22 protein-coding genes and 1 pseudogene are annotated in these 24436 nt (G+C 53.8%); 13 read left to right on the top strand and 10 right to left on the bottom strand.

All coding sequences use genetic code 11. From position 1 onward, the window contains the following. Positions 1-2: 2 nt before the first annotated feature. From MKFW12EY_RS14090 to MKFW12EY_RS14050, 9 genes are all read left to right on the top strand, one after another. Positions 3-962: an SMP-30/gluconolactonase/LRE family protein gene (locus MKFW12EY_RS14090; protein ID WP_221053211.1), complete on the top strand. Its 960-nt coding sequence runs from the start codon at positions 3-5 to the stop codon at positions 960-962. A gap of 529 nt (positions 963-1491) precedes the next feature. Then, entirely contained in the window at positions 1492-1878 is a 387-nt protein-coding gene (locus MKFW12EY_RS14085; RefSeq protein WP_221053210.1) for a hypothetical protein, read from the top strand. A 14-nt stretch (positions 1879-1892) separates the two neighbouring features. Next, on the top strand, positions 1893-2474 hold the full coding sequence (locus MKFW12EY_RS14080) for a peroxiredoxin (protein WP_054763190.1): 582 nt from the start codon (positions 1893-1895) through the stop codon (positions 2472-2474). Between the two features lie 123 nt (positions 2475-2597). Continuing rightward, on the top strand, positions 2598-3218 hold the full coding sequence (locus MKFW12EY_RS14075; protein ID WP_245006311.1) for a c-type cytochrome: 621 nt from the start codon (positions 2598-2600) through the stop codon (positions 3216-3218). A 48-nt stretch (positions 3219-3266) separates the two neighbouring features. Further along, positions 3267-3851: a peroxiredoxin gene (locus tag MKFW12EY_RS14070; protein ID WP_054763189.1), complete on the top strand. Its 585-nt coding sequence runs from the start codon at positions 3267-3269 to the stop codon at positions 3849-3851. A gap of 163 nt (positions 3852-4014) precedes the next feature. Continuing rightward, a complete protein-coding gene (locus tag MKFW12EY_RS14065) occupies positions 4015-5673 on the top strand; it encodes a PepSY domain-containing protein (RefSeq protein ID WP_221053209.1) in 1659 nt (552 codons plus the stop codon). Positions 5674-5765: 92 nt separating this feature from the next. Next, on the top strand, positions 5766-5972 hold the full coding sequence (tatA, locus tag MKFW12EY_RS14060) for a twin-arginine translocase TatA/TatE family subunit (protein ID WP_054763543.1): 207 nt from the start codon (positions 5766-5768) through the stop codon (positions 5970-5972). A gap of 422 nt (positions 5973-6394) precedes the next feature. Further along, a complete protein-coding gene (locus MKFW12EY_RS14055; RefSeq protein ID WP_221053208.1) occupies positions 6395-7219 on the top strand; it encodes a hypothetical protein in 825 nt (274 codons plus the stop codon). Positions 7220-7420: 201 nt separating this feature from the next. After that, positions 7421-10927, top strand: coding sequence for an NACHT domain-containing protein (locus MKFW12EY_RS14050; protein WP_221053207.1), 3507 nt, complete (start codon positions 7421-7423; stop codon positions 10925-10927). Positions 10928-11084: 157 nt separating this feature from the next. Here the strand turns inward: MKFW12EY_RS14050 and MKFW12EY_RS14045 are convergent, their stop codons facing one another. Then, positions 11085-12116, bottom strand: a complete 1032-nt coding sequence (locus MKFW12EY_RS14045; RefSeq protein ID WP_245006310.1) for an IS5 family transposase — start codon at positions 12114-12116, stop codon at positions 11085-11087. Between the two features lie 95 nt (positions 12117-12211). Here MKFW12EY_RS14045 and MKFW12EY_RS23305 point away from each other — a divergent pair. Both MKFW12EY_RS23305 and MKFW12EY_RS14035 read left to right on the top strand, forming a co-directional pair. Beyond that, positions 12212-12370 (top strand): annotated as a pseudogene (locus tag MKFW12EY_RS23305) (transposase); the annotation flags it as partial. Positions 12371-12510: 140 nt separating this feature from the next. Continuing rightward, a complete protein-coding gene (locus MKFW12EY_RS14035) occupies positions 12511-12675 on the top strand; it encodes a hypothetical protein (protein ID WP_157199657.1) in 165 nt (54 codons plus the stop codon). Between the two features lie 144 nt (positions 12676-12819). Here MKFW12EY_RS14035 and MKFW12EY_RS14030 read toward each other — a convergent pair whose 3' ends face one another. The 3 genes from MKFW12EY_RS14030 to pyp form a co-directional block, all read right to left on the bottom strand. Further along, on the bottom strand, positions 12820-13008 hold the full coding sequence (locus MKFW12EY_RS14030) for a hypothetical protein (RefSeq protein ID WP_157199658.1): 189 nt from the start codon (positions 13006-13008) through the stop codon (positions 12820-12822). Positions 13009-13357: 349 nt separating this feature from the next. Continuing rightward, complete coding sequence (locus MKFW12EY_RS14025; protein WP_172680400.1) at positions 13358-14515, bottom strand: AMP-binding protein; 1158 nt, start codon at positions 14513-14515, stop codon at positions 13358-13360. A gap of 44 nt (positions 14516-14559) precedes the next feature. Next, positions 14560-16098 carry a photoactive yellow protein gene (gene pyp / locus MKFW12EY_RS14020; protein ID WP_221053205.1) on the bottom strand — a complete coding sequence of 513 codons (1539 nt, stop codon included), beginning with the start codon at positions 16096-16098 and terminating at the stop codon, positions 14560-14562. 352 nt (positions 16099-16450) lie between these two features. On the opposite strand from pyp, the gene MKFW12EY_RS14015 reads away from it, so the two are divergent. Further along, positions 16451-17548, top strand: a complete 1098-nt coding sequence (locus tag MKFW12EY_RS14015; RefSeq protein ID WP_221053058.1) for an IS5 family transposase — start codon at positions 16451-16453, stop codon at positions 17546-17548. Between the two features lie 325 nt (positions 17549-17873). Here MKFW12EY_RS14015 and MKFW12EY_RS14010 read toward each other — a convergent pair whose 3' ends face one another. From MKFW12EY_RS14010 to MKFW12EY_RS13985, 6 genes are all read right to left on the bottom strand, one after another. Beyond that, the gene (locus MKFW12EY_RS14010) at positions 17874-18335 is read right to left on the bottom strand and encodes a c-type cytochrome (RefSeq protein WP_054763781.1); all 462 of its coding nucleotides are present in this window, start codon (positions 18333-18335) and stop codon (positions 17874-17876) included. A gap of 92 nt (positions 18336-18427) precedes the next feature. Next, positions 18428-19138 carry a cytochrome b/b6 domain-containing protein gene (locus MKFW12EY_RS14005; RefSeq protein WP_054763780.1) on the bottom strand — a complete coding sequence of 237 codons (711 nt, stop codon included), beginning with the start codon at positions 19136-19138 and terminating at the stop codon, positions 18428-18430. Positions 19139-19155: 17 nt separating this feature from the next. Continuing rightward, positions 19156-20049, bottom strand: a complete 894-nt coding sequence (locus MKFW12EY_RS14000; protein ID WP_221053204.1) for a dienelactone hydrolase family protein — start codon at positions 20047-20049, stop codon at positions 19156-19158. Positions 20050-20251: 202 nt separating this feature from the next. Continuing rightward, positions 20252-20665, bottom strand: coding sequence for an ExbD/TolR family protein (locus MKFW12EY_RS13995; RefSeq protein ID WP_054763817.1), 414 nt, complete (start codon positions 20663-20665; stop codon positions 20252-20254). Next, the gene (locus MKFW12EY_RS13990; protein WP_221053203.1) at positions 20665-21435 is read right to left on the bottom strand and encodes a MotA/TolQ/ExbB proton channel family protein; all 771 of its coding nucleotides are present in this window, start codon (positions 21433-21435) and stop codon (positions 20665-20667) included. The genes MKFW12EY_RS13995 and MKFW12EY_RS13990 overlap by 1 nt, the downstream gene beginning before the upstream one ends. 9 nt (positions 21436-21444) lie before the next feature. Further along, positions 21445-22242, bottom strand: coding sequence for an energy transducer TonB (locus tag MKFW12EY_RS13985; RefSeq protein WP_221053202.1), 798 nt, complete (start codon positions 22240-22242; stop codon positions 21445-21447). 883 nt (positions 22243-23125) lie between these two features. On the opposite strand from MKFW12EY_RS13985, the gene MKFW12EY_RS13980 reads away from it, so the two are divergent. Next, on the top strand, positions 23126-24193 hold the full coding sequence (locus tag MKFW12EY_RS13980) for a sigma-54 interaction domain-containing protein (protein ID WP_054763655.1): 1068 nt from the start codon (positions 23126-23128) through the stop codon (positions 24191-24193). The last annotated feature ends 243 nt before the right edge of the window (positions 24194-24436 follow it).

Genomic DNA, 24436 nt, shown 5'->3' with positions numbered 1-24436 from the left:
ATATGTTAGCCAAGCGTTTGCTGGCGTTCAGTATCGGTGCGCTGCTGAGTTCTGCGGCTGCGGGAGCCGACTATGTTTATACGCCGCCTATTCTTGGGGTGGCGGCCGGCGGGGTGCTGGTCGATGAAATCAAGGACGGATTCAACGGCACGGAAGGGCCGCTCGGATACAGCGACGGCAGTTTGCTGTTTACCGAAACCAACGCCAATAAAATTATCCGGATTGCGCCGGACGATACGGTCTCGACCTTTTTGGATAAGTCCAACGGCGCTAACGGCCTGGCGTTGGCGCCGGACGGCAGTATCGTTGCGGTGCAGACCTTGAAAACCCAAGTCGGCGTGGTTTATCCGGCCGATAAAAAGCAGACGCTGGCCGCCGATTACCAAGGTACGCCGTTCCAGCGTCCCAACGATCTGGTGCGGGCCAATAACGGCGCAATTTATTTCACCGATAGCGGCACCCGACCCAGTAAGGACAATCCGAATCCGCCGCCCAGTCATCCCGGCGTGTATTACATCGGTCCGGGCGGCGAATTGAAGCAACTGGCCAACGATATCGAGCGGCCGAACGGGATTCAGTTGAGCAAGGACGAGAAGGTGCTTTATGTCGCCAATACGGCCGGCGAGCACGTGCTGGCGTTCGATATCGCCGCCGACGGCACGATTCAGAACCGGCGGAATTTCGCCAAACTGGCCGGTTGGCGACAAGGCGAGGACGGCAAGTGGTCCGGTGGGGCCGACGGTCTGGCGCTGGACGACGAAGGCCGTTTGTACGTGGCCTCGAATGCCGGCGTCGAAGTTTTCAGCGACAAAGGCGATGCGCTGGGTGTGATTCCGATCCCGAAAAAACCGCAAAATCTGGCGTTCTCCGGGCCGAACAAGAATGTGCTGTATGTGGTCGGCCGCGGATCGGCCTATAAAATTCCGCTATTGGCCCGCGGTATATCGACGCGCGCCAAATAGCAGTTGCTTTGGTTATAAGTTTTCATCGCTGGGCTGGGAAGCAAGCGGCGGCCGCGGGATTATCTCCTTGAACCTCGGTTTCGCCGCCGGCAATCGACGGAACGGTTGCCCAAGGACGCAGTTGAAAAGTAAGACGCCTGCCGGCGCGGGGAGCCGGCAAATCGATCAATAGGTATCTCGGTACTCGTGGTGTTTGACACTTGGCGGGCAAGGCGAAAGTCTTGCCCGCTTTTTTTTTTGCCGTATTGCCGGCCGCTTAGACATTTGCACCTACGGTTCGCATTTGCTAGCGCAGCAACAGGGAATGCTGCCGGGATGTTGACCAGTCACCAGCTACCGTCTCGCAGCCAGTCCCGGTTTGGCAATGTGTCGGCTAAAGCCGGTAAAAATCCCGTTAAAACAATGGTTAATAGTGCTTGGCGCTAATTCGAGTTTTTTGCACAAGCTGGCACATGCATTGCATTTACCTAACTAAACCGAATCCGGTTGCGGATTTTTTCGAGGATTAACGAGGAGACTGATTTTTAGCATGGGAACTCAAAAGTGGGCTTTTGCGTTGGCCCTGAGCTTGATTTGCGGCGCGGCGTTTGCCGAAGCCGAATTCGATTTCGAAGAATTGATGAACGATGTCGAAACCAAAATTCAAAACGTGCAAAACAATATCGCCGCCAAGGATGCGGCGACCGCCGCGACCCAGGCCAAGGAATTGCAGGAGCAGTTCAAACTGGTCGAGGGCTTTTTTCAGAAACGGGGCGATGCGCCGGATGCGGTGCATAACTCGCAGGAATACCAAGGCAAGGCGCAATCGATCCAAAGCGCTTTGGCTGCCGGCGACCTGGATGCCGCGGCAGTGGCTGCGAACGACTTTTCCAAACAATGTCGCGGCGCCTGCCACGATAAATATAAACCGTTGTAAACAAGGTTGAACCAATGAAAAAAACTGTATTCAAGGCGCTGTTGCCGTTCGCCGTTTCCTTGCCGGTGCTGGCGGCGTTGCCGGAGGGCCATCCGGCGCCGGATTTTTCGGCGCAGGCTTCTCTGGCCGGCAAGGCATTTGCGTATTCGTTGAAAGACACGCTGCGCAACGGTCCGGTCGTGGTCTATTTCTACCCGTCGGCCTATACCGGCGGTTGCAATCTGCAGGCGCATACCTTTGCCGTAAACCACGATAAATTCGCCGCCGCCGGCGCCTCCATCGTCGGCGTCTCGCTGGACAGCATAGAACGGTTGAACGATTTCTCGGCCGATCCGAATTATTGCGCGAGCAAGTTTCCGGTCGCGTCCGATGCCGACGGCAGCATTGCGCGGTCCTACGACGTGTCGGTGCGCGAAGCGGCACCGGGTAAACAGGATACCCGCGGCGTCGAAATCGGGCATGGCTTTGCCGAACGCACCACCTTCGTGGTCGGGCCGGACGGCAAGATCGCGGCCAGTTTCGGCGGTCTGAAACCCGAGGAGAACGTGGCCAAGGCCTTAGAGGTGGTGAAGATCCTGGCCGAACACAAGCCGTAACCGGTGGCGGCTTATTTACAAACGGCGCCGGCGGTTCGCCGCGCCAAATCGGCGTCTGCCGTTGGCGGTTGGCGCCGCAGCGGTAGGTGTTGGCGGAAGCGGGCCTGGCTGGCGCTGGGAACTGTGGCAATCATCGCATCCGCTCCCGGTCTGGCGGCGGATCCTGTTTCTGAAACCGGCGTGCAGCATGCCGGTGCCGGCGATCCGGTGGCGGGCAAGCTCAAATCCGACAGCGAACGTTGCCAGGAATGCCACGGCCACGACGGCAACGCCGAGGATTCGCGGATTCCGAAACATGCCGGGCAATTTGCCGCTTACTTGGTCAAGCAGTTGCAGGATTTTCAAAGCGGGGCGCGCCGGCACGAAATCATGGTGAAAATGGCGGCCGATTTGACGCCGGCGGATATGGCGGATATCGCCGCCTATTTCGCCGGGCAGCCCGTCATGCGCGGCCGGGTGGAGCACGAAAACCCGCGCGCGAAGAGTTTGTTCGAAAGCGGCGATCCGGCCCGGGAATTGGCGTCCTGCGAATCCTGCCACGGTAAGAACGGCAAGGGCAGGGTCGAGAACGGGGTGATATATCCGGTGATCGGCGGCCAGAACAGATTGTATCTGCGCCGGCAATTGCTGAATTGGAAATTGGGCGAACGCAAGAACAGTACGGAGGCTGTGATGAATAAAGTAGCCAAAGCCTTGGCCGACGATGAGATCGAGGCCTTGGTCGATTATGTATCGGGGTTGTAAGCCATGTCTCGGCCGACGCATCCCGCCCATCCTTTTTACGGAGTAGATATGAAACGTTTTATCGGCGCTAGCCTGTTGTGGTTGACGGCAGCGTTTTCGGTGTTTGCCGATCTGGAACAACAGGACTATGCACCCGATATCGACGCCCAGGCGTCGCACGCAGGCAAGCCGCTGCATTACTCGCTGCGCCAGGCACGGGCGAAAGGCCCGGTCGTGGTTTATTTCTATCCGACTGCGTTCGGCCGCGGCTGCAGTGTGCAGGCGCGGGCTTTTGCCGAGCATTACGCCGAATTTACCGCGGCCGGCGCTTCTATCGTCGGCGTGTCGCTGGACGGTATCGAGCGGCTGAATCAATTCTCCGCCGACCCGAATACCTGTGCCGGCAAATTCCCGGTGGCCTCCGATCCGGACGGCAAAATCGCCAACGCTTACGGTTTGGCGGTGGACCAATCCACCGTGGGCCGTCTGGATAGCCGCGGCAGCGTCGTCGACCACGGTTCTATCGCCCGCACCACGTTTGTGGTCGGCGCGGACGGTAAGGTGCTGGGCAAGGTCGGCGATTTGAAACCGGCCGAGAACGTGGCTAAGGCGCTGGAGATAGTCAAAGCCGCCGTGGCAAACACCCGATCTTGAAACCGAACGCCGGCGTCGGGCGGTCCGGTCAGAGGCCGGAGACGAATATAGGCACCAACCCCCTTGGACATGGATGTGGTTTGGCCGGCCTCTGACCCGACCGTCTCAACGCTGCGCCGCAGCCGGCGGCAAAATTTTCGATAAAGCAAATAAGCGAGGCAGTATGAAGAAGTCGTTGAATTGGTTGCTATACGAAACCCACCGTTGGCTGGGCGTGGTATTGGCGTTGTTTATGTTCGTCTGGTTTGCGTCCGGCCTGTCCATTATGTATACGACGCCGATGACGCAGACCAAGGCGCAACAACTGGCGCATGCGGAAACGCTGGAGCCGCAATCCGGCTGGCTGAGTTTGGGCGAAGTCTGGGCCAACAGCGTCGGGCCGCGCCAGGCGGCGGTCGCCAAGTTGAAAGCCACGCCAACAGCGGGCGGCGAGACTATGGCCGCCGCGGCCAAAGCCAAACCCGCCGAGGAATTGCCGCTTAACATTGCCGACGCGCGGTTGGTACGCACCGCCGGCGAGCCGCTGTGGTTGATAGAAGATACCCAGGGCAACCGGTTTGCGTTCTCGGCGTTAGACGGAAGCTTGCGCGAAATTTCCACAGAACAGGCGCTGCAAATCGCCCGACACTGGTTCACAGCCGAACAGCCGGAACGGGACGTTAAGTTGAGCTATATGGAAAGCGTCGACAACCCGATCATCCTGCGCAACCAGGGCGCGTTGCGGCCGTTCCACAAAATAGCCGGCGACGGCGGCGAGGAATTGCTGATTTCGGCACGGACCGGCGAGGTGTTGCACGCGTCGACCCGCTTCAATCGCGGCTTGTATTGGGTCGGTAATTGGATCCACTTATTCAAGCCGCTGGAGGCCATCGGCCTCGGCCATATCCGCCACGACGTGCAATTGTGGTCCGGTTTGGCGGCGACGATTGCCTGCATCACCGGCCTGATCATCGGCTGGCTGCGCTGGCGGCCGGGTTTCGGCGGCAAGCCGACCTATTCTCAAGGCCGCACCCAACCCTACCGGGAATTCTGGTTCAAATGGCATTTCTGGACCGGCTTGATCGGCGGCACCGTTGCGTTGGGTTGGTCCTTGAGCGGCTTCATCGATACCAATCCCGGCAAACTGTTTTCGGAAGGCAATATCGCCAAGGCCGAAGCCAGCCGCTACCTGGGCGGCGAATTGCCGACCGCGATGTTCGACTGGCGGCCCGGTCCGTTACCGGAGACCGCACGGCGGGCGGACATCGTCGAAATCAACTGGCGCCGCCTCGGTAGCGACACGGTATTGCTGGCCAACGCTCGCGACGGCCAACGTCTGCCGCAAACCCCGGACGGCGTCGGTCCGCGCTTCAGCGAAGCCGCCCTGGCCGCCGCGTTGCAACGCCTGGACGGCGCCGGCGACTCGGTCGAGCTGGCGGTGTTGGACGATTACGACAGCTATTACTACCCGCGCCACCATCAAACCCAGGTCGATAAGCCGCTGCCGGTAGTATTGGCGCAATTCCACGACCAGGCCGGCACCCGGGTTTACCTCGATCCGCAAGACGGCCGCATACTTGCCAAACTGGACAGCAGCCGCCGGCTTTACCGCTGGCTGTATTCCGGCTTGCACCATTGGGATTTCGGCTGGCTGTATTACCGGCCGATTTGGGACGTGTGGATGCTGACCTGGGTCGGATTCGGCGTGGTGTTAGGCGCCAGCTCACTGGTAATCGGCTGGAAACGGCTGAAAAAAACCTTCGCCCCGAAAAAGCGTCGCAGAGCTGCGGTTCAGGCTGCTGGGCCGTTGCCGGCAACGCTGGCCACCGAAGCGGTGGATTAAATTCAACCAGCCAGGCTGCCGGCGGCGGCTTGGCCTAATTAACCGGCGGCGCCGCGCCGCCTCAATCGATATAACCGGATGGGAGATTCAACATGGGTTTTAGCGTTCCGCACTTATTGGTAGTGCTGGCAATTGTGGTACTGGTATTCGGCACCAAGCGTCTGAAAGACGTCGGCGCCGACTTGGGCGATGCGATCAAGGGCTTCCGCAAAGCGGTACAAGAGGGCGAAGCGGATGCGGCCGGCGCCGGCAACGACCGCTTGCTGAACGACGCCAATCTGCCGAAAACCGAACAGTAACCTTTCTCCAAGGCCGCTCGCAGGCCATATTTCAACCGCCGTCGCCCGCTGGACGATGGCGGTTTATCCTTTCCGGCGGGGCCGGATACCCTGCATCTTGTTTATACCGTCGCGGCTGATGTTCCTTTGCAATGCACATGGCTGATTCGGCATTTATTGGGCTGGTTCGTGGGATGGCTGCCGATTGATCGGCTAGCGTTTTGCCTGATTCTGCAACGGTGATTCAGTAAATCAAGACTTTGACTGTCACGCACTGATTGCAACGTGACTTTGCCTGGAAAATTAGCTAAAACATCCAGTTGATTTACTACCCATTCAACCGCACTCCGGATTCAGGCGACCACTTATGGGCTCTGTCGGCTTACTCAATCAGTATCCTGTCAAATCTACAGCGCATTTTAAAAAAGCTACAGCGATTACTAATGAATGATACTGATCTATTAAAAATTCGCGCGTTAAATGGTAGCCAACACTATGCCTTCGAAGAGTTATGTTGTCAGCTTGCCTCTCTTGAACCGCGAGCAATGGGCGATGAGTTTCTTCGTAAGGGTATTGGATCGGATGCCGGAGTTGAATGTTACATACGTCACGCTGACGAAACCGAAACAGGTTGGCAAGCAAAATTCTTCGATAAATTTGATTCCGGTCAGATGGCGCAGCTTACCGAGTCGTTGCAACAAGCGATTGAAAAGCATCCCAAACTGAATCGTTATATCGTTTGTTTACCAATAGATCTTAAAGATGGGAGAACCGGAAAACGTAAAACTGAAGGGCAACGTTGGATAGATTGGAAAACTGCTCAGCTCTCCGAATTAGATGAAGAACGCAATATAGATATTGTACTTTGGCAAGCCACCAATATTCGAGAACGCTTGCATCGCAATGACCCGTATTACGCCGGAAGAATAAGTTTTTTCTTTGATGAACTTTACTTTACGCCTGTTTGGTTTTCTCGGCACATCAACACTGCCTGTAGTTCGTTAGGTTCCCGATATACACCTGAATTTCATATATCGTTACCAATACGGCAAGTATTTTTAGGAATTAGTCGATCACCTTGGCTTGAGGAACAACGCGAGGGTTTCATTGCGCCGATAAGAAAACAACTCAATAGCTTAAAATATGATTTTCAACAAGCTAATATCCCAGAAACAGATTTACAGGCTTTATTAAACGAAAACGACAAACTAATCGATGTCCTTAAGCAAAGTTATTCGATAACAAAGCCTTACCCTATCGCGGAATAGCGCAGCCAAATTCAAAAACTACAGGCTGTTACGAATGAATGGCAGGCCCATTTCTGGCATCTCGATTCAGAAGAAAAAGATAAAGCGAAAAAAGATAAAGTCCGGGCCGCATTAAACGAACTTAATCAGTTCGTACAAACGCTTGAGGAAATAGACGAAAAACTCAATTCAGATATTTGGGTACTGGCAAACGAACAGGCTGTGCTTCTTTACGGCGAAGCGGGATCCGGCAAATCGCACCTGTTGGCTGACATTGCCAATGATGCATTCAAAAAAGGTTATCCGGTTGTTTTATTGATCAACAGTCAGTTTTTTTTACAAGACCCTCGCACACAAATTCTTGAGCAGTTGGATTTAAGACATATCTCATTTTCAACCTTTCTCGGAGCGTTGGATGCGGCGGGACAAGCAGCAGGCGTGAGAACGTTGCTGATGATCGACGCGTTAAACGAACGTTTCGGTGTCGAAATTTGGCCTCAACATCTGGCTCCGATAATAGAGGAAGTTAAACGCTATCCCCATCTCGCCCTTATTGTTTCATGCCGCACAACTTACTTACCGTTTGTCTTGCCCGCCGATTCATTACTGCGTGATAGCTTGAAGCAGATAGAACACCACGGTTTTGCCGATGGAGGCGGGTACGCAGCCAGAACTTATCTGGCCAAACGCAAAATTATCCGGCCTAGTGTTCCGCAGTTATTACCTGAATTTAACAACCCGCTTTTCCTTAAAACCTTGTGCGACAGTTTGGAACGACAAGGGCTCAACTGTTTTCCACGAGGAATACAAGGTTTAACGGAATATTTCGATTTTTATCTAAAATCATTAGCCAACCAAATTGAATTGCGGATGGGGCTGGATAAAAGGCAGAATATTATTGTGCGGGGGTTAAAGGCATTTACTGCAAAATTACTAACCAATCAATCTTCCTACCTGTCAATTGAAACGACTATCGCTTGTTTTGATTCGATATATGCCTCTACGGGTCAACAAGACCGCAGCTTGTTGAGCCAATTAGAACATGAGGGAATTTTAACGATTGAGCCTATTTATATCGAAAATAATCAGTTAGAAGAACAAGCACGTTTTACGTTCGAGCGTTTCAGCGACTTTCAAATTGCTGGGCATTTGTTAAATGAGCATATTTCTTCGAAAAATAGCATTCAACCCTTGGAAACAGGGACTCCGCTACACACTTTTCTTTCCCGTAAAGATGTTTACAGGGTTGCCGGTATTATCGAAGCACTAGCGGTTTTACTATCGGAAACAAGAGATTGTGAATTGCTCGATATATTTCCATCAGCGAACGGATCATATAAATGGATAATTAATGAAGCATTTTTCAAAAGTTTATTATTACGTCGTCAGGATTGTTTTACCGATAGAACTCGGGAATTAGTGATTGATTTATCACAAAATTATCGGAACCACTGGCTGGAAACACTTATTGCTGTTAGTACGGAGCCTGACAACCGCTTCAATGCTAATTATCTGCATGGAAAATTAGCTCATTTGACGATGCCTGAGCGCGATGCGAAATGGTCTATTGCTATCGCCAATCTCAACCTTGAAGATGGCGAACCGCTTGATACTTTGCTTTCCTGGACGGTGGAATCGGGTTTTGAGAAAATAGACCCACTGCGCGCCGAATTGGCGGCAACGATGTTGGCATGGTTATTTTCGACGTCGTATCGCACTGTTCGAGATCGGGCTACCAAAGGATTAACCGCTTTACTAGCGCCACGATTGCTGTTAGCACTTAGTTTGTTGGAACGCTTCAAACAGGTCGATGACCTTTACATTTTGGAGCGGCTATTAGCGGCCTGCTATGGCGCTACATTACAAGCTCAAACCCAAAAAAATCTCTCCGAACTTGCTCTTTTTGTTTACCAATGGATTTTTGCCGATGGTAAGCCGCCACCCCATTTGCTTTTACGCGACTATGCCAGAGGTATCATCGAATACACGTTGCACTGCGAGTTGTTGCCGGAAGAAGTAGATATTGAAAAAGTAAGGCCACCATATCACAGTGATTGGCCGATTGAATTCGTGGCCAAAGAGGATTTAGAGAAATATGGCGACAAATTCAAAGATCATATTGTTAGGTCGGCGAGCAGTGAGTGGCTGGGGGATTTTGCCAAATATATTATCAGTCCTTCAATTCGTTATTGGACAGTAACAACACTTGACTTAGATAAGGCATTAACGCCGCACGAGAACTTTGAAGTCTTCCGTTCAATGCTAGCCGATCATGCAAACTCTGATCAGTTATCGGCATTTAATGAAATGCTGGAGTTCTGTATCGATTGCAATAGCTCGGAGCCAAATACGGAAAATCAAAAATCACAAAAACAAGCGTCCAGCACTGAAATCAAGATCAAAATTGTTGCTTATGACGATAAGAATTTAGAGATAAAGAAGCAAAACGAAGCTAGATTCGAAGAGCTTGAAAAAAAATTTATTCACTTACTCGACGACAAATATAAATACGAATACTGGGCTGGATGCCGACAAGGAATAAGACAAATTCTGAATCGATATTCAACTAATCGAACGGAGCATTTTGACGATATTTTAGCTCAGCTATGGGTAACCAAAAGGGCTCACGATTACGGATGGTCAACTGATTTATTTGGCGAATTCGATAGCAGAATTGGCTCTGGCCGCGGCAGACGCCATAAACAAATGGAACGGATTGGAAAGAAATATCAATGGCTGGCTTTGTATGAATTATTGGCACGGATGGCGGATAATTTAATATACGACTCTGGTTATAGTGATGATGTTCACGAATACTATGGCCCGTGGCAGATTGGTAAACGAAATATAGATCCGTCATTATTAATTTTTAAAACCAAAGACGACGACTGGGAAAATCATCGCTATGCCTGGTGGTCGCCGCAAACGCTAAAGTTGCGATTACTGAAGAAGCAAGAGCAAAAACTTTGGTTACAAAACGAATCCGATCAATTGAATAGTTCGTCGTTGCTAGATGTAACTGATTCAGAAACGGGGCAGCGTTGGTTGGTTTTGAAAAGTTTCAAGCATTACAGCACTTCTTATGATTTGGACTCGCGTATCGACTCATGGTGTAGATGTTGGTGTGTGGTCGTCAGAAAGCGGCATAAAAACCAATTCATAAACGCGATTTCCAAACATAACTTGGTCGATCCCAATGCGTTTCCAAAAATCGGCGAATTTTATGATTCGTTTATAGGCGAATACCCTTGGCATCCGTCATATAAGTTGGACGATGACTGGACAACAGTTGACCGAGATTATGGTTTTCGTTCCAAACTGTTACCAACATTCGCCAAATACACTGCGGAACGTGGAGGATACGATTACTCGCTTGATGGGAGTATCAATATTTATTTGCCAGCGCCGTGGCTAATACAAAAGCTTGGTTTAAGGCTAATTGATGGGCGCACGCTGTGCTTTGCAGATGAGAACGGCCAAACTTTGTTCAAAGATCCATCAGTAGAGGAAGAAGGACCGAGCACTGCCCTGATCAATAAGACGGCATTTTTAAATTTACTGGATAAAGAAAACTTGGCTCCGGTTTGGATTATTGCCGGAGAAAAAGGCGCATATGGCGAGCATCACGATGATTTCGTTGGGCGCAGAGTTCATTCTTTCGTGTATTCATTGAACGAGCAAAATGAAATCGTTTGCGTTAAGCAAAAAATAGATATTGAAGAACGTTGAAACATCGGACTTTGCAAGTTTTTGGACGTTTTTAAATTAAAGGGAGCCTCTAAAAATCCACGATTAATCAGATTCGGGGCGTAAAACGCGCTCGAAAGCGGACATTTCCAAGCGGACTACCTTCAACTCGAAACCTTTTCAGCTCCGATGGGCGGCATCAAGACGCAGCTACCCTGCGAATGGCGCAAAAACGTCGCATGTTGTACACCAGATTCATGAAGCCGATACGCACTTCGGCGCGGGCTAGGCCAATGCAACGGATCGTCTTACCGCCCCATTGCGCCATCCAGGCAAACACGTGCTCGACCCGGCAACGGGTTTTGGAGCGGGTACTGTTACCTTGTTTTTCCCGGTCAGTCAGCGGTTTGCCGCGCACCCCTTTGCGGTGAATCCGGCTGCGGTAGCCTTGTGCTTTAAGGCAGGCTTCCGTGGCTTCGGATCGGTACGCACTGTCGGCCCACACATCCCGGCTGGTATTGCCGCTATCGAGCAAGCCGTTCAGGGCTTGGGAGTCGTGGATGCTGGCATCGGTGACCGTGTATTTGCGCACCAACTTGTGGGCATTATCAACGTTGACGTGATTCTTGTACCCGTAATAACTCTTGTCACCTTTCTTGGTCCAGCGCGCATCGGTATCCTTCTGACGGCGTTTGGAGGCTGACCAGTCCTCGACGGTTTCGTCAGCTTTAATCCGGGCGTTCTCGTCCGGCGTATTACGCTGCACCGGCGCCTTGACGAAGCTGGCGTCAATCAGTTGACCCTTGCGGGCAATCAGGCCGGCGCGATCCAATTGCCGGTTGAATTCGTTGAACAAGGTTTCGGTCAATTTCAACGCCTTGAGCGACTCGCGAAATAGCCAGAAACTGTTGCGGTCCGGCGCGTGCTTGGCATCCGACAAACCGATAAAACGCTGAAAACTGCGCCGGTCTTCGATTTGAAACTCCAGTTGCTCGTCGCTCAGATTGTAGAGACTGGCGATGACCAACGCTTTGAACATCAACACCCCATCCCAAGGCTTACGCCCGGCAGACGATTTGCGGACTTTGTGATGGACTCGATCCAGCAGCGGCCGGAACGCGTCCCAATCCACTTGCGCGTCCAATTCCAACAACGGATTACCCAAACGATCGATTCGACGATCTCGATGTTCAAACAGGGAACCGAAAAGGTCGTCTTGTGCCACCGTCATCTCTGCTCTCCAAAGGTCTTTAGCTCCGACTCATTTTACTCGCCGGGCGCAATTTTTAGAGGTTCCCTAAAGGCAACAGCACCCGCTCCAAAACCCGTTGCCGGGTCGAACACGTGTTTGCCTGGATGGCGCAATGGGGCGGCAAGACGGTTCGTTGCATTGGCCTAGCCCGCGCCGAAGTACGTATCGGCTTCATGAATCTGGTGTACAACATGCGACGTTTTTGTGCCATTCGCAGGGTAGCTGCGTCTTGATGCCGCCTATCGGAGCTGAAAAGGCTTCGAGTTGAAGGTAGTCCGCTTGGAAATGTCAGCTTCCGAGCGCTTTTTACGCCCCGAATCTGATTAATCGTGGATTTTTAGAGGCTCCCTAAAATTCCTGGATAACAACTTAAATGACCATCGCCGACACCATCTACCAACACGTAAAAGCCCTACCGATCGCCAAGGTGTTGGAGGTTTTACATTTCGTCGAATTTCCCGAATCCAAACCCGACTCGACGCCGGAACCTGCAGCCAACGAAGCCTTGGTTGCTTTTCTACACAGCCTGCCGGTCTGACAGCGTAGCGATGAAGCTATAAACACCGAATTTCAAACCATGCGCAACGAATGGAATCAACCATCAAGCTGTTACTGGACGCTTGCGCCGTTTTTTCGGCTACCGGGTTTTGTAGGCTGGCATGTTATAAGTTCTGAAATGTTATTAAAAGGTCGTTCCATGAAAACCACTACCTCCCTGGATAATTCGGTTCTGGAGCAACTTCTGATTTACACCTAAGCCAAAACCAGCAAGGAAGGCATTGCCAAAGCGATTGAGGAATACATCCGCTTCAAGCAGCATCAAAAGTTGCTGAATTGCAGAGGGGCGGTCGATATTGACGACAATTGGCAAGCATTACGAGACTTGGAGATTCCGTCATGAACCGGGTGTTACTCGACAGTTGCGCCTGTGCCGGATGACCTGCTGGATGCCTTTGAAGGCAAAACATGAAGATTTTGCTGGATAAATTAGGCAATCACCGAGCGACAAATCGAGATTAATAAATGAATTCTCTGCAAGAAAAAATTCATAAATAAATCAACACATTGCCGTTACCTTCTCAAAAAGAAGTCCTCGACTTTGTGCTATTTCTAAAAAACAATATTAATGCTGAGGCAGACAGCGACTATTTATCTAAAGACCCGAAAATCAAGCAAGCCATTATCGATGGTTTGAATACTCCTGTGGACGAGTGCTCGGATCAATTGGATTGGTAATTGAGCGGCCAGTCGCTGAGTTTGCCCATCGAGTTACGCGGCAGCGCAACGCCAACGGTGAAATGTTTGGGAATAAGTAAGGCGGGGAGGCGGGCTGCTAGCCAAACCGACACATCGGCTATCAATTCGGCGTCGGCTTGGATGGGGGAATTGGGTACAAGAAAGGCTTTAAGTTGATGTCCGTGCAATCTCACCGCCGCCGCTTCGATTCGGTCATGCCGGCAAATCAATTGGGCAATTTCATCGGGATAGACATTGGTTCCGCCGAGTTGTATCGCTCCGTCTCGGCGATTGCAAACTATGAAGTTTTGTTCGTCTAACCATTGCAGATGGTCTGGGATCGCGGCGCTATGGAAGGTACTGACTAAATTGTTTTGCTTCACACGCCAGTGGGGCATTAAGGTGAATGCCGAGTCGGGTTGTTTGCGAAAACCAATGCCTCCGGTTTCCGAAGCGCCGTAAATTTCGAGTATTTCAGCCCCTTGTTCTTGCAATACCTGTAACACATCGGGTTCGCATGGCGCCGATGCGGTGATTGCAATAGCGCCGGGCGGTAACATCTGACCGGCTTTGACCCATTGCCGCCAAAAGTCCGGGACGGCGACAATGATGTCACCCGGTCTAAATTCCCGCTGCAAGGCTGACAGCATGCGCCGGCGGCCATCCAATACTTCGGGACGGTCGGTTAATGCCGCAGGCAACAGGATTGTGAAAATGAAGCCGTAAATATGTTGGGCAGGTACCAAGGTCCATACCCGCCTTTGAACCGGCGCAGTTCCGGGTAACAGATGCTCGGCAATGAACTGAATTTCCGTCATCAAATGTGCGGCCGGTAGGCAATAGCGCTGGGCTGGACCGGTCGAACCGGAACTGAAGAAACTGATATTGCGATGGGCTTTTTCCAGACTCTGCTCGGCGACCGCTTTCCAGTTTTTCAAACACGGCTGGATCAGTAATAAATCTTCCAATCCGGTGTCGTGAATGTGGAGCCGTTGGGCAAACTGCGTGGCGCAGTCGAGTAGTTCGATAGAATCCATCGCTACCGGCGGCTGCAACCAGTCATCGGCCAGGGTGATGTTTTGTATGGAAGGTACGAAGCCGCCAAGGCGCTGCGTAGCAAAGTAGCCGGAAACGATATCCACGATTAACCGGCGAAGATTGGCGCTATTCGCCCACCACATCGCGCTTAGATCCGTTTTACGAAAATCCAGTAAGTGTTACCGCTCAGCGATTTCTTCATGTGCACTTTCACTTTGGTGGGGCGCATGTTGTAGTCGAAGGTATATTCGAATTTCTTGTCTAACATCCCTCTACGCACGCCTTGATCGAATTCGCCTTTGAATTTGGGCGTGTTGGTACACGGGGCTACGTCGGTAAAAAAGTTTTTGCCCAATACCTCTTGCGGTTTACGTCCGGTAATCGCCCCTTCCGCGGCATTGTAGCGAATGATAATGCCATTGCTGTCCAGTTCCACGGCGCCAAACGCCATCCGGTCGATTTCAGCCGCACTCATGTTTCTGACGGCATTGACGATGTCGTCCCGGCCGAATTCCACGGCATTCGAACCCGATGGGTGCTTGAAGCGGGAAACCAGTTGTTCCAGTTTTTTGGCCCGTTGCGACAAAATTTCGCTGACTTCCTGGTTCTGGTTCATCGCTTGCGTGTTGGCTTCCGCAAGCTGGTTGATGCGCAGCATGCTCTGGCTAATTTCCTCGGCGGATTGGTATTGCTGTTGCGCCGCTACCGAAATTTGCTGGCCCATGGCGTTGACCGAATCGACGCGATGGTTGATCTCGTTGAGCGCAGCGCCGGCGGAATTGGCTTGTTCGACACAGTTACGCGCTTGCTCGGTACCCTTGCCGATCGCATTGGTCACATCCCGCGCCGCGCCTTGCAGATCGACGATAATTTGGTGAATTTGCTGAGTCGCGCCTTGAGTATCCGATGCCAGTTTGCGTACTTCATCGGCTACCACGGCAAAACCGCGGCCGTGTTCGCCAGCTCTGGCAGCTTCGATGGCGGCATTTAATGCTAACAGATTGGTTTGATCGGCAATCTTGGCGATGGTGTCTATCACGTCACCGATATTTTGGCTGCCCTTATCCAATCGGGTCACAGTACTCTGCATGCCTTCCATTTGGCCGGCCAACGAACCGATGGCATGGATAGTTTGGTTCACCACCTGTAAGCCAGTTTCGGTTTGTTTTTTGGCATTGGACGCGGAAGACTGGGTGGCTTCGGCATGATGGGCCATACCGTTGGAAGAAAGCGCCATTTGCGAACTGGCTCGGACCACCTGATCGGTTTCACGTTGTTGCGAGGTTGCCAAATCGATGCTCTGTTGGCTGTTGCCGATGAATTGTTCAACCGCAACGTTGAGATCATCGGAAGTTACAGCCACTTCTTCGATGATATGTTGCAAACCGTCGGAATGGTTATTAAAAGCTGAAAATAACCTCGCCAATTCGTCATCGGCCTCGGTGTCCAATCGGGTATGCAAATTTTGCTGCATGCGTTTCAGCTGACCGATGGCCTGCTCAATGGGACGACTGACATGCGCCTCTATGGTCATCGACACAGCGAATACCGAACAGGCTATCGAAGCGACAAAGCCGCCAGCAAGTAGGCGCACGGTGTTATTCAGTTTCGCAATCAACTCGTCTGCCGGCATGCTGGCCAATGGTTGGCTTTGCAGCCAGACCCAGTAAAAAATGCCTAAAAGCAAGAAAACAATGTTTACAAAAAGAATAATCCCGGTAACACGCGTTTTGATTGAAGTTTGATTAAGCATCGCTCTATTGAATATTCGTTTGTATTGTCTAGGTAACAGCATTCCAGTGTAGTACTGTTTTGCCGAACTAAAACTGTGACAAATCCGGCAGGTTTAGACGCGCGGCTTAGCAATTTGCCTTGCACTAAAAGGCTGCGGACGGTGAAGAGATTGGTCGCTTAACGTTAAGCTTTTGAAATACAGACTCGTTTAACAGGCTGGTGAAAAACTCCCAAAGCTGCAGTCATCAAGGCGCATAGCCTCAGCAAACAAGTAAAATAGCGCATCTAAATTGGAGAAGCCCCCCATGCGCGGACACGATGCCATTCAAAATAGCTGGTTCAGCTACGTTAGCCTGGAAGACCGTATTCCCAAACAGCATCCGTTGCGTCGTTTACGGCTACTCGTCGATGGCGTATTGGCCTCTATGGATGCGGTCTTTGCCGAATGCTACTCCCATACTGGCCGCCCGTCGATTGCGCCCGAAAAACTGCTGCGCGCCTTGCTATTGCAAGTGCTGTACACCGTTCGTAGCGAACGCCAGTTGATGGAACAGCTGGACTACAACCTGCTGTTTCGCTGGTTTGTCGGTTTGGGTATCGACGATGCTGTCTGGGAACGCAGCGTGTTCAGCGCCAACCGCGAGCGCCTGCTGTCCGAAGCACTGAGTCGCGAGTTTTTTGAGCGGGTCTTGGCCATTGCCGAATGGCAAAACCTGGTGTCCGACGAACACTTCAGTGTCGACGGCAGCCTGATCGAAGCCTGGGCCTCGCACAAAAGCTTCGTGAAGAAAGACGGCAGCGGTCCTGATAAACCCGCCGGCCGCAATCCCGAGGTCGACTTCAGCGGCGAAAAGCGCAGCAATGCCACGCATCAGAGCACGACAGACCCCGAAGCGCGGCTTTACAAGAAAGGCGAATACACCGAGGCCAAACTGCGTTACATCACCCATGCCCTATCCGAGAATCGTAACGGCCTGATTGTCGATGTCGAAACCACCCAAGCCACCGGCACCGCTGAAATCGAAGCCGCGCAAACAATGATCAAACGCCGTGTTCCCAAAGGCGGCAGCGTCGGTGCCGACAAAGGCTATGACCAACCGGCGTTCGTCAACAAACTCAAGACGCAAGACATCAAAGCCCATGTTGCTCGCAAAAAGACCGGCAGTGCCGTCGATGGCCGCACCGCGCGCGGCAAAGCGTACGCTCAAAGCCTCAAGCGCCGCAAAATCGTCGAAGAAGCCTTCGGCTGGATCAAGACCGTCGGGGGCCTGCGTAAAACCCGCCACATCGGCTTAGCCAAAGTCGCAGGTCAGGCCTTGTTTTGCTTTGCCGCCTACAACCTGACGCGCTTGCTCAACCTATTGGTGTTCACGCCGAAACCGGCGTGGAGTGCGCCCACCTAGGGCGAAGTGCGCCTGAAAACCGTCCACAGACGGCTTCAGGCGAATAAAAAGCCCTTGAAACAGGGGCAAAACGGTTGAAACTCGATGTCATGACCGATTTCAACACGAAAAAATCACGGAAACCGTGGGTAAGGGGAAATATCAGTGGGTTTTTCACCAGCCTGTTAATGCTGTGTTGGCTTTGAAGTTACACCGGTTTGTCGCTTTAAGTGTCGTTAGGTATCGCCGCTGTCGAAACCAATGTTTCCGGCATAAAAAAGCCAACCGGTGGCAAGCCCCCGGTTGGCTTTTGGATTGGAATGGCCGTGTATTTTTTCGAAACGGCTTACTCGCGGACTCTGACCAAATCGTGGCAGCCTTTGCAACTGGCGGAGAGTTTGCCGAACTGGGCCTTGATTTCGCCGACATCGCCGTCTTCGGCCACTTTCTGCAATTCGTTGGCTTCTTTAATGAACGTGGCTTCCAGCTCTTTGACTTCGGCTTGTTTTTGAAAGTATTCCGGCTTCAAGCGGGTCGGTTTCCAGCCGATGCCTTGGTCGGTGCCGGGGCCGTACAATTCCAGTAGATTGGCATTGGCCACCGCGGCAATCGCGTTCGCGGCGGCGACGACTTGGTCTTTATTGAAGGTTTCCGGGTGGTCGGCGGCTTGGGCTTTGATTTTTGCCGTGTTCCAGCCCAGGAAGGAATAAGCGGACTGGCGGAAACGGATTTGCTCCTCGATCGGCCCGGCCAAAGCCGCCGTCGTAACCGCGCCTAGCGCCAGTGCGATTGCCAATTGGGTTTTCATTGGGTTTGCTCCTTTATTGTTCAAAAATGTCCGGCCTGGTTTGCTTGCCAAACGCGTTCGCCGGCGGCCGGTGGCCGGCAAACCGAGGTTACTCAGAGTTTGTTGCCGGCCTGTACGTTCTGCACGCCGGCCAGTTTGGCCAGGGCCTGCAACGGTTCGCCGCCCCAAACGCCCCATACCACCGACAGCGCCAAGGCGATGCTGGCGATCAAGCGTATCGGTCCGGCCGGTGTGGCGTCTGCCGGTGCCAACGACCTGGGCAACTGCTTTTTGCCGGTCAGCATCGCGCCGATCAGACCGGCTTTTTTCACGTGCTGGTAAAACAAAATCGCCGCGACGTGGACGCCGACCAGGATCAGCAGCACGTTGACGCTACGTAAATGCCAGCCGCTGAGTTTGTCGCTGAGATCCTTGTCGATCAGGTCGAACAGCGGGCCCTCGAAGGCGATATCGTCGTTGGCGAACAAGCCGGTGCCGGCGAGTACGATCAACACCGCCAGCAAGGCAAATACCGCCAGCGCGCCGAGCGGATTGTGGCCGGCGCCGAGCCATTCGCCGCGGATGTAGGCGGCGATTCGGGAAAAGGTCGGAAAGAAATTGGCGAAGCGGGCGTGAGTGCTGCCGACAAAACCCCACACCAGCCGGAACACGACCAAGCCCAGTACCGCGCTGCCGAAACGGCCGTGCCAGTCGGTCCATTCGCCGCCGACTTTGCCGGTCCAGTAAGCGCCGACCACGGCCGCCACCAACAACCAATGGAATAGCCGTAACGGCCAATCCCAGACATGTACTTCCACTTTCACGGTTAACCTCCTTACGTTTAGCTGTCGCGTAAATAAGCGTTGAAGAAAGCGATGGTTCGATCCCAAGCCAGCTTGGCCGTTGCGGCGTCGTAACGCGGCGTAGTGTCGTTATTGAAGCCGTGCTGCACGCCCGGATAGGTATGGGCTTCGTAATTGACGCCGGCTTTTTGCAGCGCCGCTTCGTAGGCCGGCCAGCCGGCGTTGATGCGGTCGTCGACGCCGGCGTAATGGATCAGCAATGGCGCCTTGATCTTGGCGGCTTCTTCGGCCGGCGGTTGGGCGCCGTAGAACGGCACGCCGGCTGCCAGGTCCGGTAACCGCGTCGCCAGGAAATTGACGATGCCGCCGCCGTAGCAAAAGCCGACCGCGCCGAGTTTGCCGTTACCTTCCGGCAATTTTTTCAGGGCCTGGGCCGCGGCCAGGAAATCGTTTTGGGTCTTGGTTTTATCCAGCTTCTGGAACAATTCGCGGGCCTTGTCTTCGTCGCCCGGATAGCCGCCCAGCGTGTATAGCGCGTCCGGGGCGAAGGCGATGAAATTGTCGACCGCCAACCGGCGGGCGATATCTTCGATGTGCGGATTCAGGCCACGGTTTTCGTGGACCACCAGCACCAGGGGCAGTTTGCCTTTGGCATTGGCCGGTTCTGCCAGCAAGCCGCGAACTTTGCCGTTGCCGTGCGGCGACGGAATCTCCAGATAACGGGTTTTGACGCGCGGGTCGTTGTCGGCGATTTGTTTCGCCTCCGCAAAGCGCGGATTCAGCGCCTCCAGCAGCGCTTCGGCGCTCAGGCCGAGCAGGGCGTATTTGGGGACCGAGGATAAAAAATCGCGCCGGGAAATATCGCCGTGCACGTATTGGTCGAATAATTTCAGGGCTTCCGGGTGGAAGTCGTCGGCGGTTTTGCGCGCCATTGGGTTCTCCTTGATTGGGTAACGACTAAACCCGGCCCGTTGCCGGCAATGCCGTTAAGTTAAGCCGGCCTCCCCCTTTGGAAAAGGGGGATCGAGGGGGATTTGAAAAATCTCCCCCGCCCCCTCTTTTTCAAAGAGGGGAGTGAACATCGAACCGTTTAACTCAACGGCATTGCCGTTGCCGGGCCGGGTTGGCTTGGGTTTAGTTGGACGGTGCGGTCAGCACGGCCAGTTTGGTGACGCCGGCCCGCTCGATGGCGGCCATCACTTTGGCGACGATGCCGTATTGCACGCCGTCGTCGGCGTTCAGGTTCAGCGCCAGTTCCGGATCGGCCGCTTTGCGGTTTTTCAGCTCGGTTTCGACGGCATCGACGGCAAATTCCTGCTTGTCGATGAACACCTTGCCTTGCGCATCCACGCTCAGATAGGTGGCGGCCTTTTCTTCCGGCGGCGCGGTTTCCGCGGTTTTCGGCAGGTTGACGTGTACCGCATTGGTCAGTAGCGGGGCGGTGACGATGAACACCACCAACAGCACCAGCATTACGTCTACCAGCGGGGTGACGTTGATTTCGCCCATGACGTCGTCGCCGCCGTCGTCTTTAGTATTGAAAGCCATTAAGCGTGCGCCTCCTTCGCGATCAGTTCGTCATGCAGCGGCTTCGATGCCGGTTTTTTGGCCGCGCTGATTTCGGTCAGCCGTGCCGCCGCATTGGCGGATTTGTTGCCGGCGCGTTCGATGACGAAGCCGTGTTTCAGCGCCAGATGCACGAAATCGATGGCGAAGTCGTCCAGAAAGGCCCAGATCACTTTGTTGCGGCGGATGAAGAAGTTGTAACCGATCACGGCCGGCACCGCGACCGCGATCCCGACCGCGGTGGCGATCAAGGCTTCGCCGATTGGGCCGGCCACGACCTCCAGGCTGGCCGAGCCGCTTTTGCTGATGTTGGTCAACGCCCCCATGATGCCCCATACCGTGCCGAACAAGCCGACGAAGGGCGAGATGCTGCCGATGGTGGCCAATACCGCCAGGCCGCTTTCCAACGAGCCGCGCTCTTTTTGCATTTGCTGGCGCAGGCGGCGATCCAACAATTCCTGGCGGTCCCAGGTATGTTCCAGATCGTGGGTCGAGGCGCCGCTATCGGTTTCGATCAAGGTCGAGAAGCCGATGCCGGCGACGCGGGCGGCCGGGCCGTGCTGGTCCGGCAATTGCGACGCGGCCTGGATATCGGCGGCGCTCCAAAAGCGTTTGCTGAAGTTGCGGTGGTGGTAGGAGATGCGCAGGTGTTGCACCCCTTTGACCAGAATCAACGCCCAGGTGACGACCGAGGCGCCGATCAGCGTGTTTAATGTGCCATCGACGATGACGTTGGTTGCGATATCAGACATGTATACACCTCAAGATAAGTTGAAAGTAATCGGAACGGTCACGTAACCGGCGACCGGGGTATCCCCGCGTTTGGCGGGTACGAACGACCATTTGGAAACGGTCTTGACTGCGGCGTCGTCCAGCACTTTTTGGCCGCTGGTTTTGATCACCGTGATGTTGTCGGGTTTGCCGTCGGCTTGGACGTGCACCTTCATCAGCACCTTGCCTTCCCAGCCGCGTTCGTGGGCAATGTCCGGATATTCCGGCGGCGGGTTATGCAGATAGTCGGCGCCGGCCGTGGGCGGCGTGATTTTTTCCTCGACCACCGGCGCCGGCGGCGCAGGCGGAGCCGGCGGCGCGGAATCGCTGACCGGTCCCGGCGTCGGATCGGGGATCGGCGCCGGTTCGGCTTCCTGTTTCACCGGTTTGGGTTTGACCTTGGGCGGTTTCAGCGGCACAACCTTGGGTTTGGGCGGTTCGCGCACAACCGGAGGCGGCGGTGCTACCGGCCGCGGCCGGCTCAGCGTGATTTGCACTTTGGGCGGTTCTTTTACCGGTTCGACGAATTCCTGTTCCAACGCCGCGCCGCGGAATTGTTCCAGCAGCGTGGTGTGGATCAGCACGGACAGAACGCCGATTGCCAGAAAATCGACCAGCTTGTGGTCGCGGGTTTTGCTGGTGTACTTAAAGCTCTGTAAGGCATTAGCCAGCGGAGTTTGTGCGAAGCCGTCCAACAGCGAATTTGCCGCCGGTTTTAATGACGGTACTTCGGCGTCGGTCCAGCTCTCGGCATCCAGATGTTTGATTGTTGCGAAAGGCGTACTCATCGTGGTTCCTCGTTCAGAAAAAACGTCCCGGCTGTTCGTGGCGCGGATGCAAGCTCCGGTTCGAAATTCGGGGTGACTGTGAGCTATATCGCACAAGCTGTGCCAAACCGGACGGATCGGGCGGTTTTTGCTGCTGGGTCTTAGTGGCTATTTTCTAATTGGCTGATTTTTAAGGTAGAAAATTTTCAATCTATCCGGAGCGACTCGGTGCAACTTGCCAATCGGTCCGGTTGGAGGAGGGGGCGGAATGTTCGTCTGGCATCAGATTTGGCGGCGGAGTGTTTATCGGCTGCTGGCAGTGCAGCAGCCGGGGGATGGGGTGTCTCGACGATCTCGGTCGATTCGTGCGGCGGGGGTTGGCGCATGCGGATTGATATGCCTCGGCGTGAGCGATCCGCTGATTGTTATGCACTAATTCGATTTGCTTTTCTAATTTTAACGTTTTATTCGCGGGGGGCTGTAACGGTACTATTTACCGTAAGTTGGTTGGGCCAAACCTTATTTTTAGGGGTTACCGATTTTAATTTCGACGCTCGATTCGTCCATTAAAGATAAATGCGGTTATTGGCTTTGCCGAGACCTACCAATTAAATATCGGCCGATACGGCTAAAGCGTTTTTCGGTTATAGCTTGCTAATTCCATGGGTAAACCGGATTCGTTGCCGGCCTGAATATTCGGATCGTTTAATCCGTTAAAGCCGATAGATTCCGGTTCTGCCGCAGCGTTTAAATCGACCAAATTCCCGGTTTAACCTGCACCGGAGCCGGGTAATTAAAACGCAATTGCAGCGGAAAACCTGCGGTAGGAATATCGAACCTAACTGCCGGTATAAATTTGAATATAAGACGGCTAAATTGTTATTGACCGTTATTAGGGGATGTTATGACTTTATTAGCTTTTGACGAGCAACAATCGCGTTCGTTGGCACTGTCGGTGCGGGCAAGCGCCTTGGTTTTCGAGGACCCGGTTTCCCGCCGCCTGTTGGAGCAGATCGAGCGGATCGCGCCCAGCGACGCCACGGTATTGATCATCGGCGAGACCGGCACCGGCAAGGAGCTGGTGGCCAGGCATATCCACGCCTTGAGCCGGCGCAGCCGGGAAGCCTTCGGCGCACTGAACTGCGCGGCGTTGAGCGAGAATTTGATCGAAAGCGAATTGTTCGGCCATGAAAAAGGCGCGTTTACCGGTGCCCTAGCTACCAAAATGGGGTGGTTCGAAACCGCCAATAAAGGTAGTCTGTTTCTGGACGAGGTCGGCGATTTGCCGTTGGGGTTGCAAGCCAAGTTGCTGCGGGTGTTGCAGGAACGGGAGGTGGTCAAAGTCGGATCGCGCCACCCGGTGCCTGTCGATGTCCGCATCATCGCCGCCACCAACGTCAACCTGGAAGAAGCCGTCGCCGCGCAACATTTCCGCGCCGACTTGTATTACCGCTTCAACGTCGCCGCGATCCATTTGGCGCCGCTGCGCGAGCGGCCGGGCGATATCCTGCCGTTGACCCGGCATTTCCTGAAAATTTACGCCGACCGTCTGGGTTACGGCGACGTGAAAATGTCGCCGGCCACCGAGTTGGCGCTGCTGAATTACGACTGGCCGGGCAATATCCGGGAACTGGAAAATGCGGTGCATCGCGCCTTGCTGGTTTGCCCCGGCAATTGCCTGCGGCCGGAGGACTTTAAACTGTCCGGGGTCAGGGTGGCGGAGCAAAGCCAGGCCGTTTCCACCGTATCGCTGGAAACCTCGTTGCAACGCCTGTTCGACCAGGCGCCGGCCAAGTTATTCGAAATCATCGAAGAGACGGTGATCCGTTCCGCCTTCGAATACTGCGAACAAAACCAGGTGCAGACCGCGCGGATGCTGGACATCAGCCGCAACGTGCTGCGCCATAAACTGGGCCTGTACGGCATGCTGCCCAACGGCCAACGCCGGGCGGCAGAGCAGGAGGTGGCTTGAGCCCCTAAGGATTTAACCGCCGGCTAGGGCGACCATTTCGCCATCGAGCCAATATCGGCAATTGAAAAAATGTTGCTCTCCGAAGCCTCGATTCCATCGAGGCTTGCTGGCCGAGCGTAGTTTGGACATCAGCTTGCAGGTTTTTTGCCGGTGTGGTGGTTTGTGTTGAGGAGGGTTGGCTTTCGGCCACAAGCCGTCAAAAAGCATATGCAAGCCAACGACTGCGAACCGGCCATATTCTGT

This window comes from Methylomonas koyamae (assembly GCF_019669905.1).
Taxonomy (GTDB): Bacteria; Pseudomonadota; Gammaproteobacteria; order Methylococcales; family Methylomonadaceae; genus Methylomonas; species Methylomonas koyamae.
The sequence above is the reverse complement of the archived record's forward strand: the minus strand, read 5'-3'. Positions and strand labels throughout refer to the sequence as shown.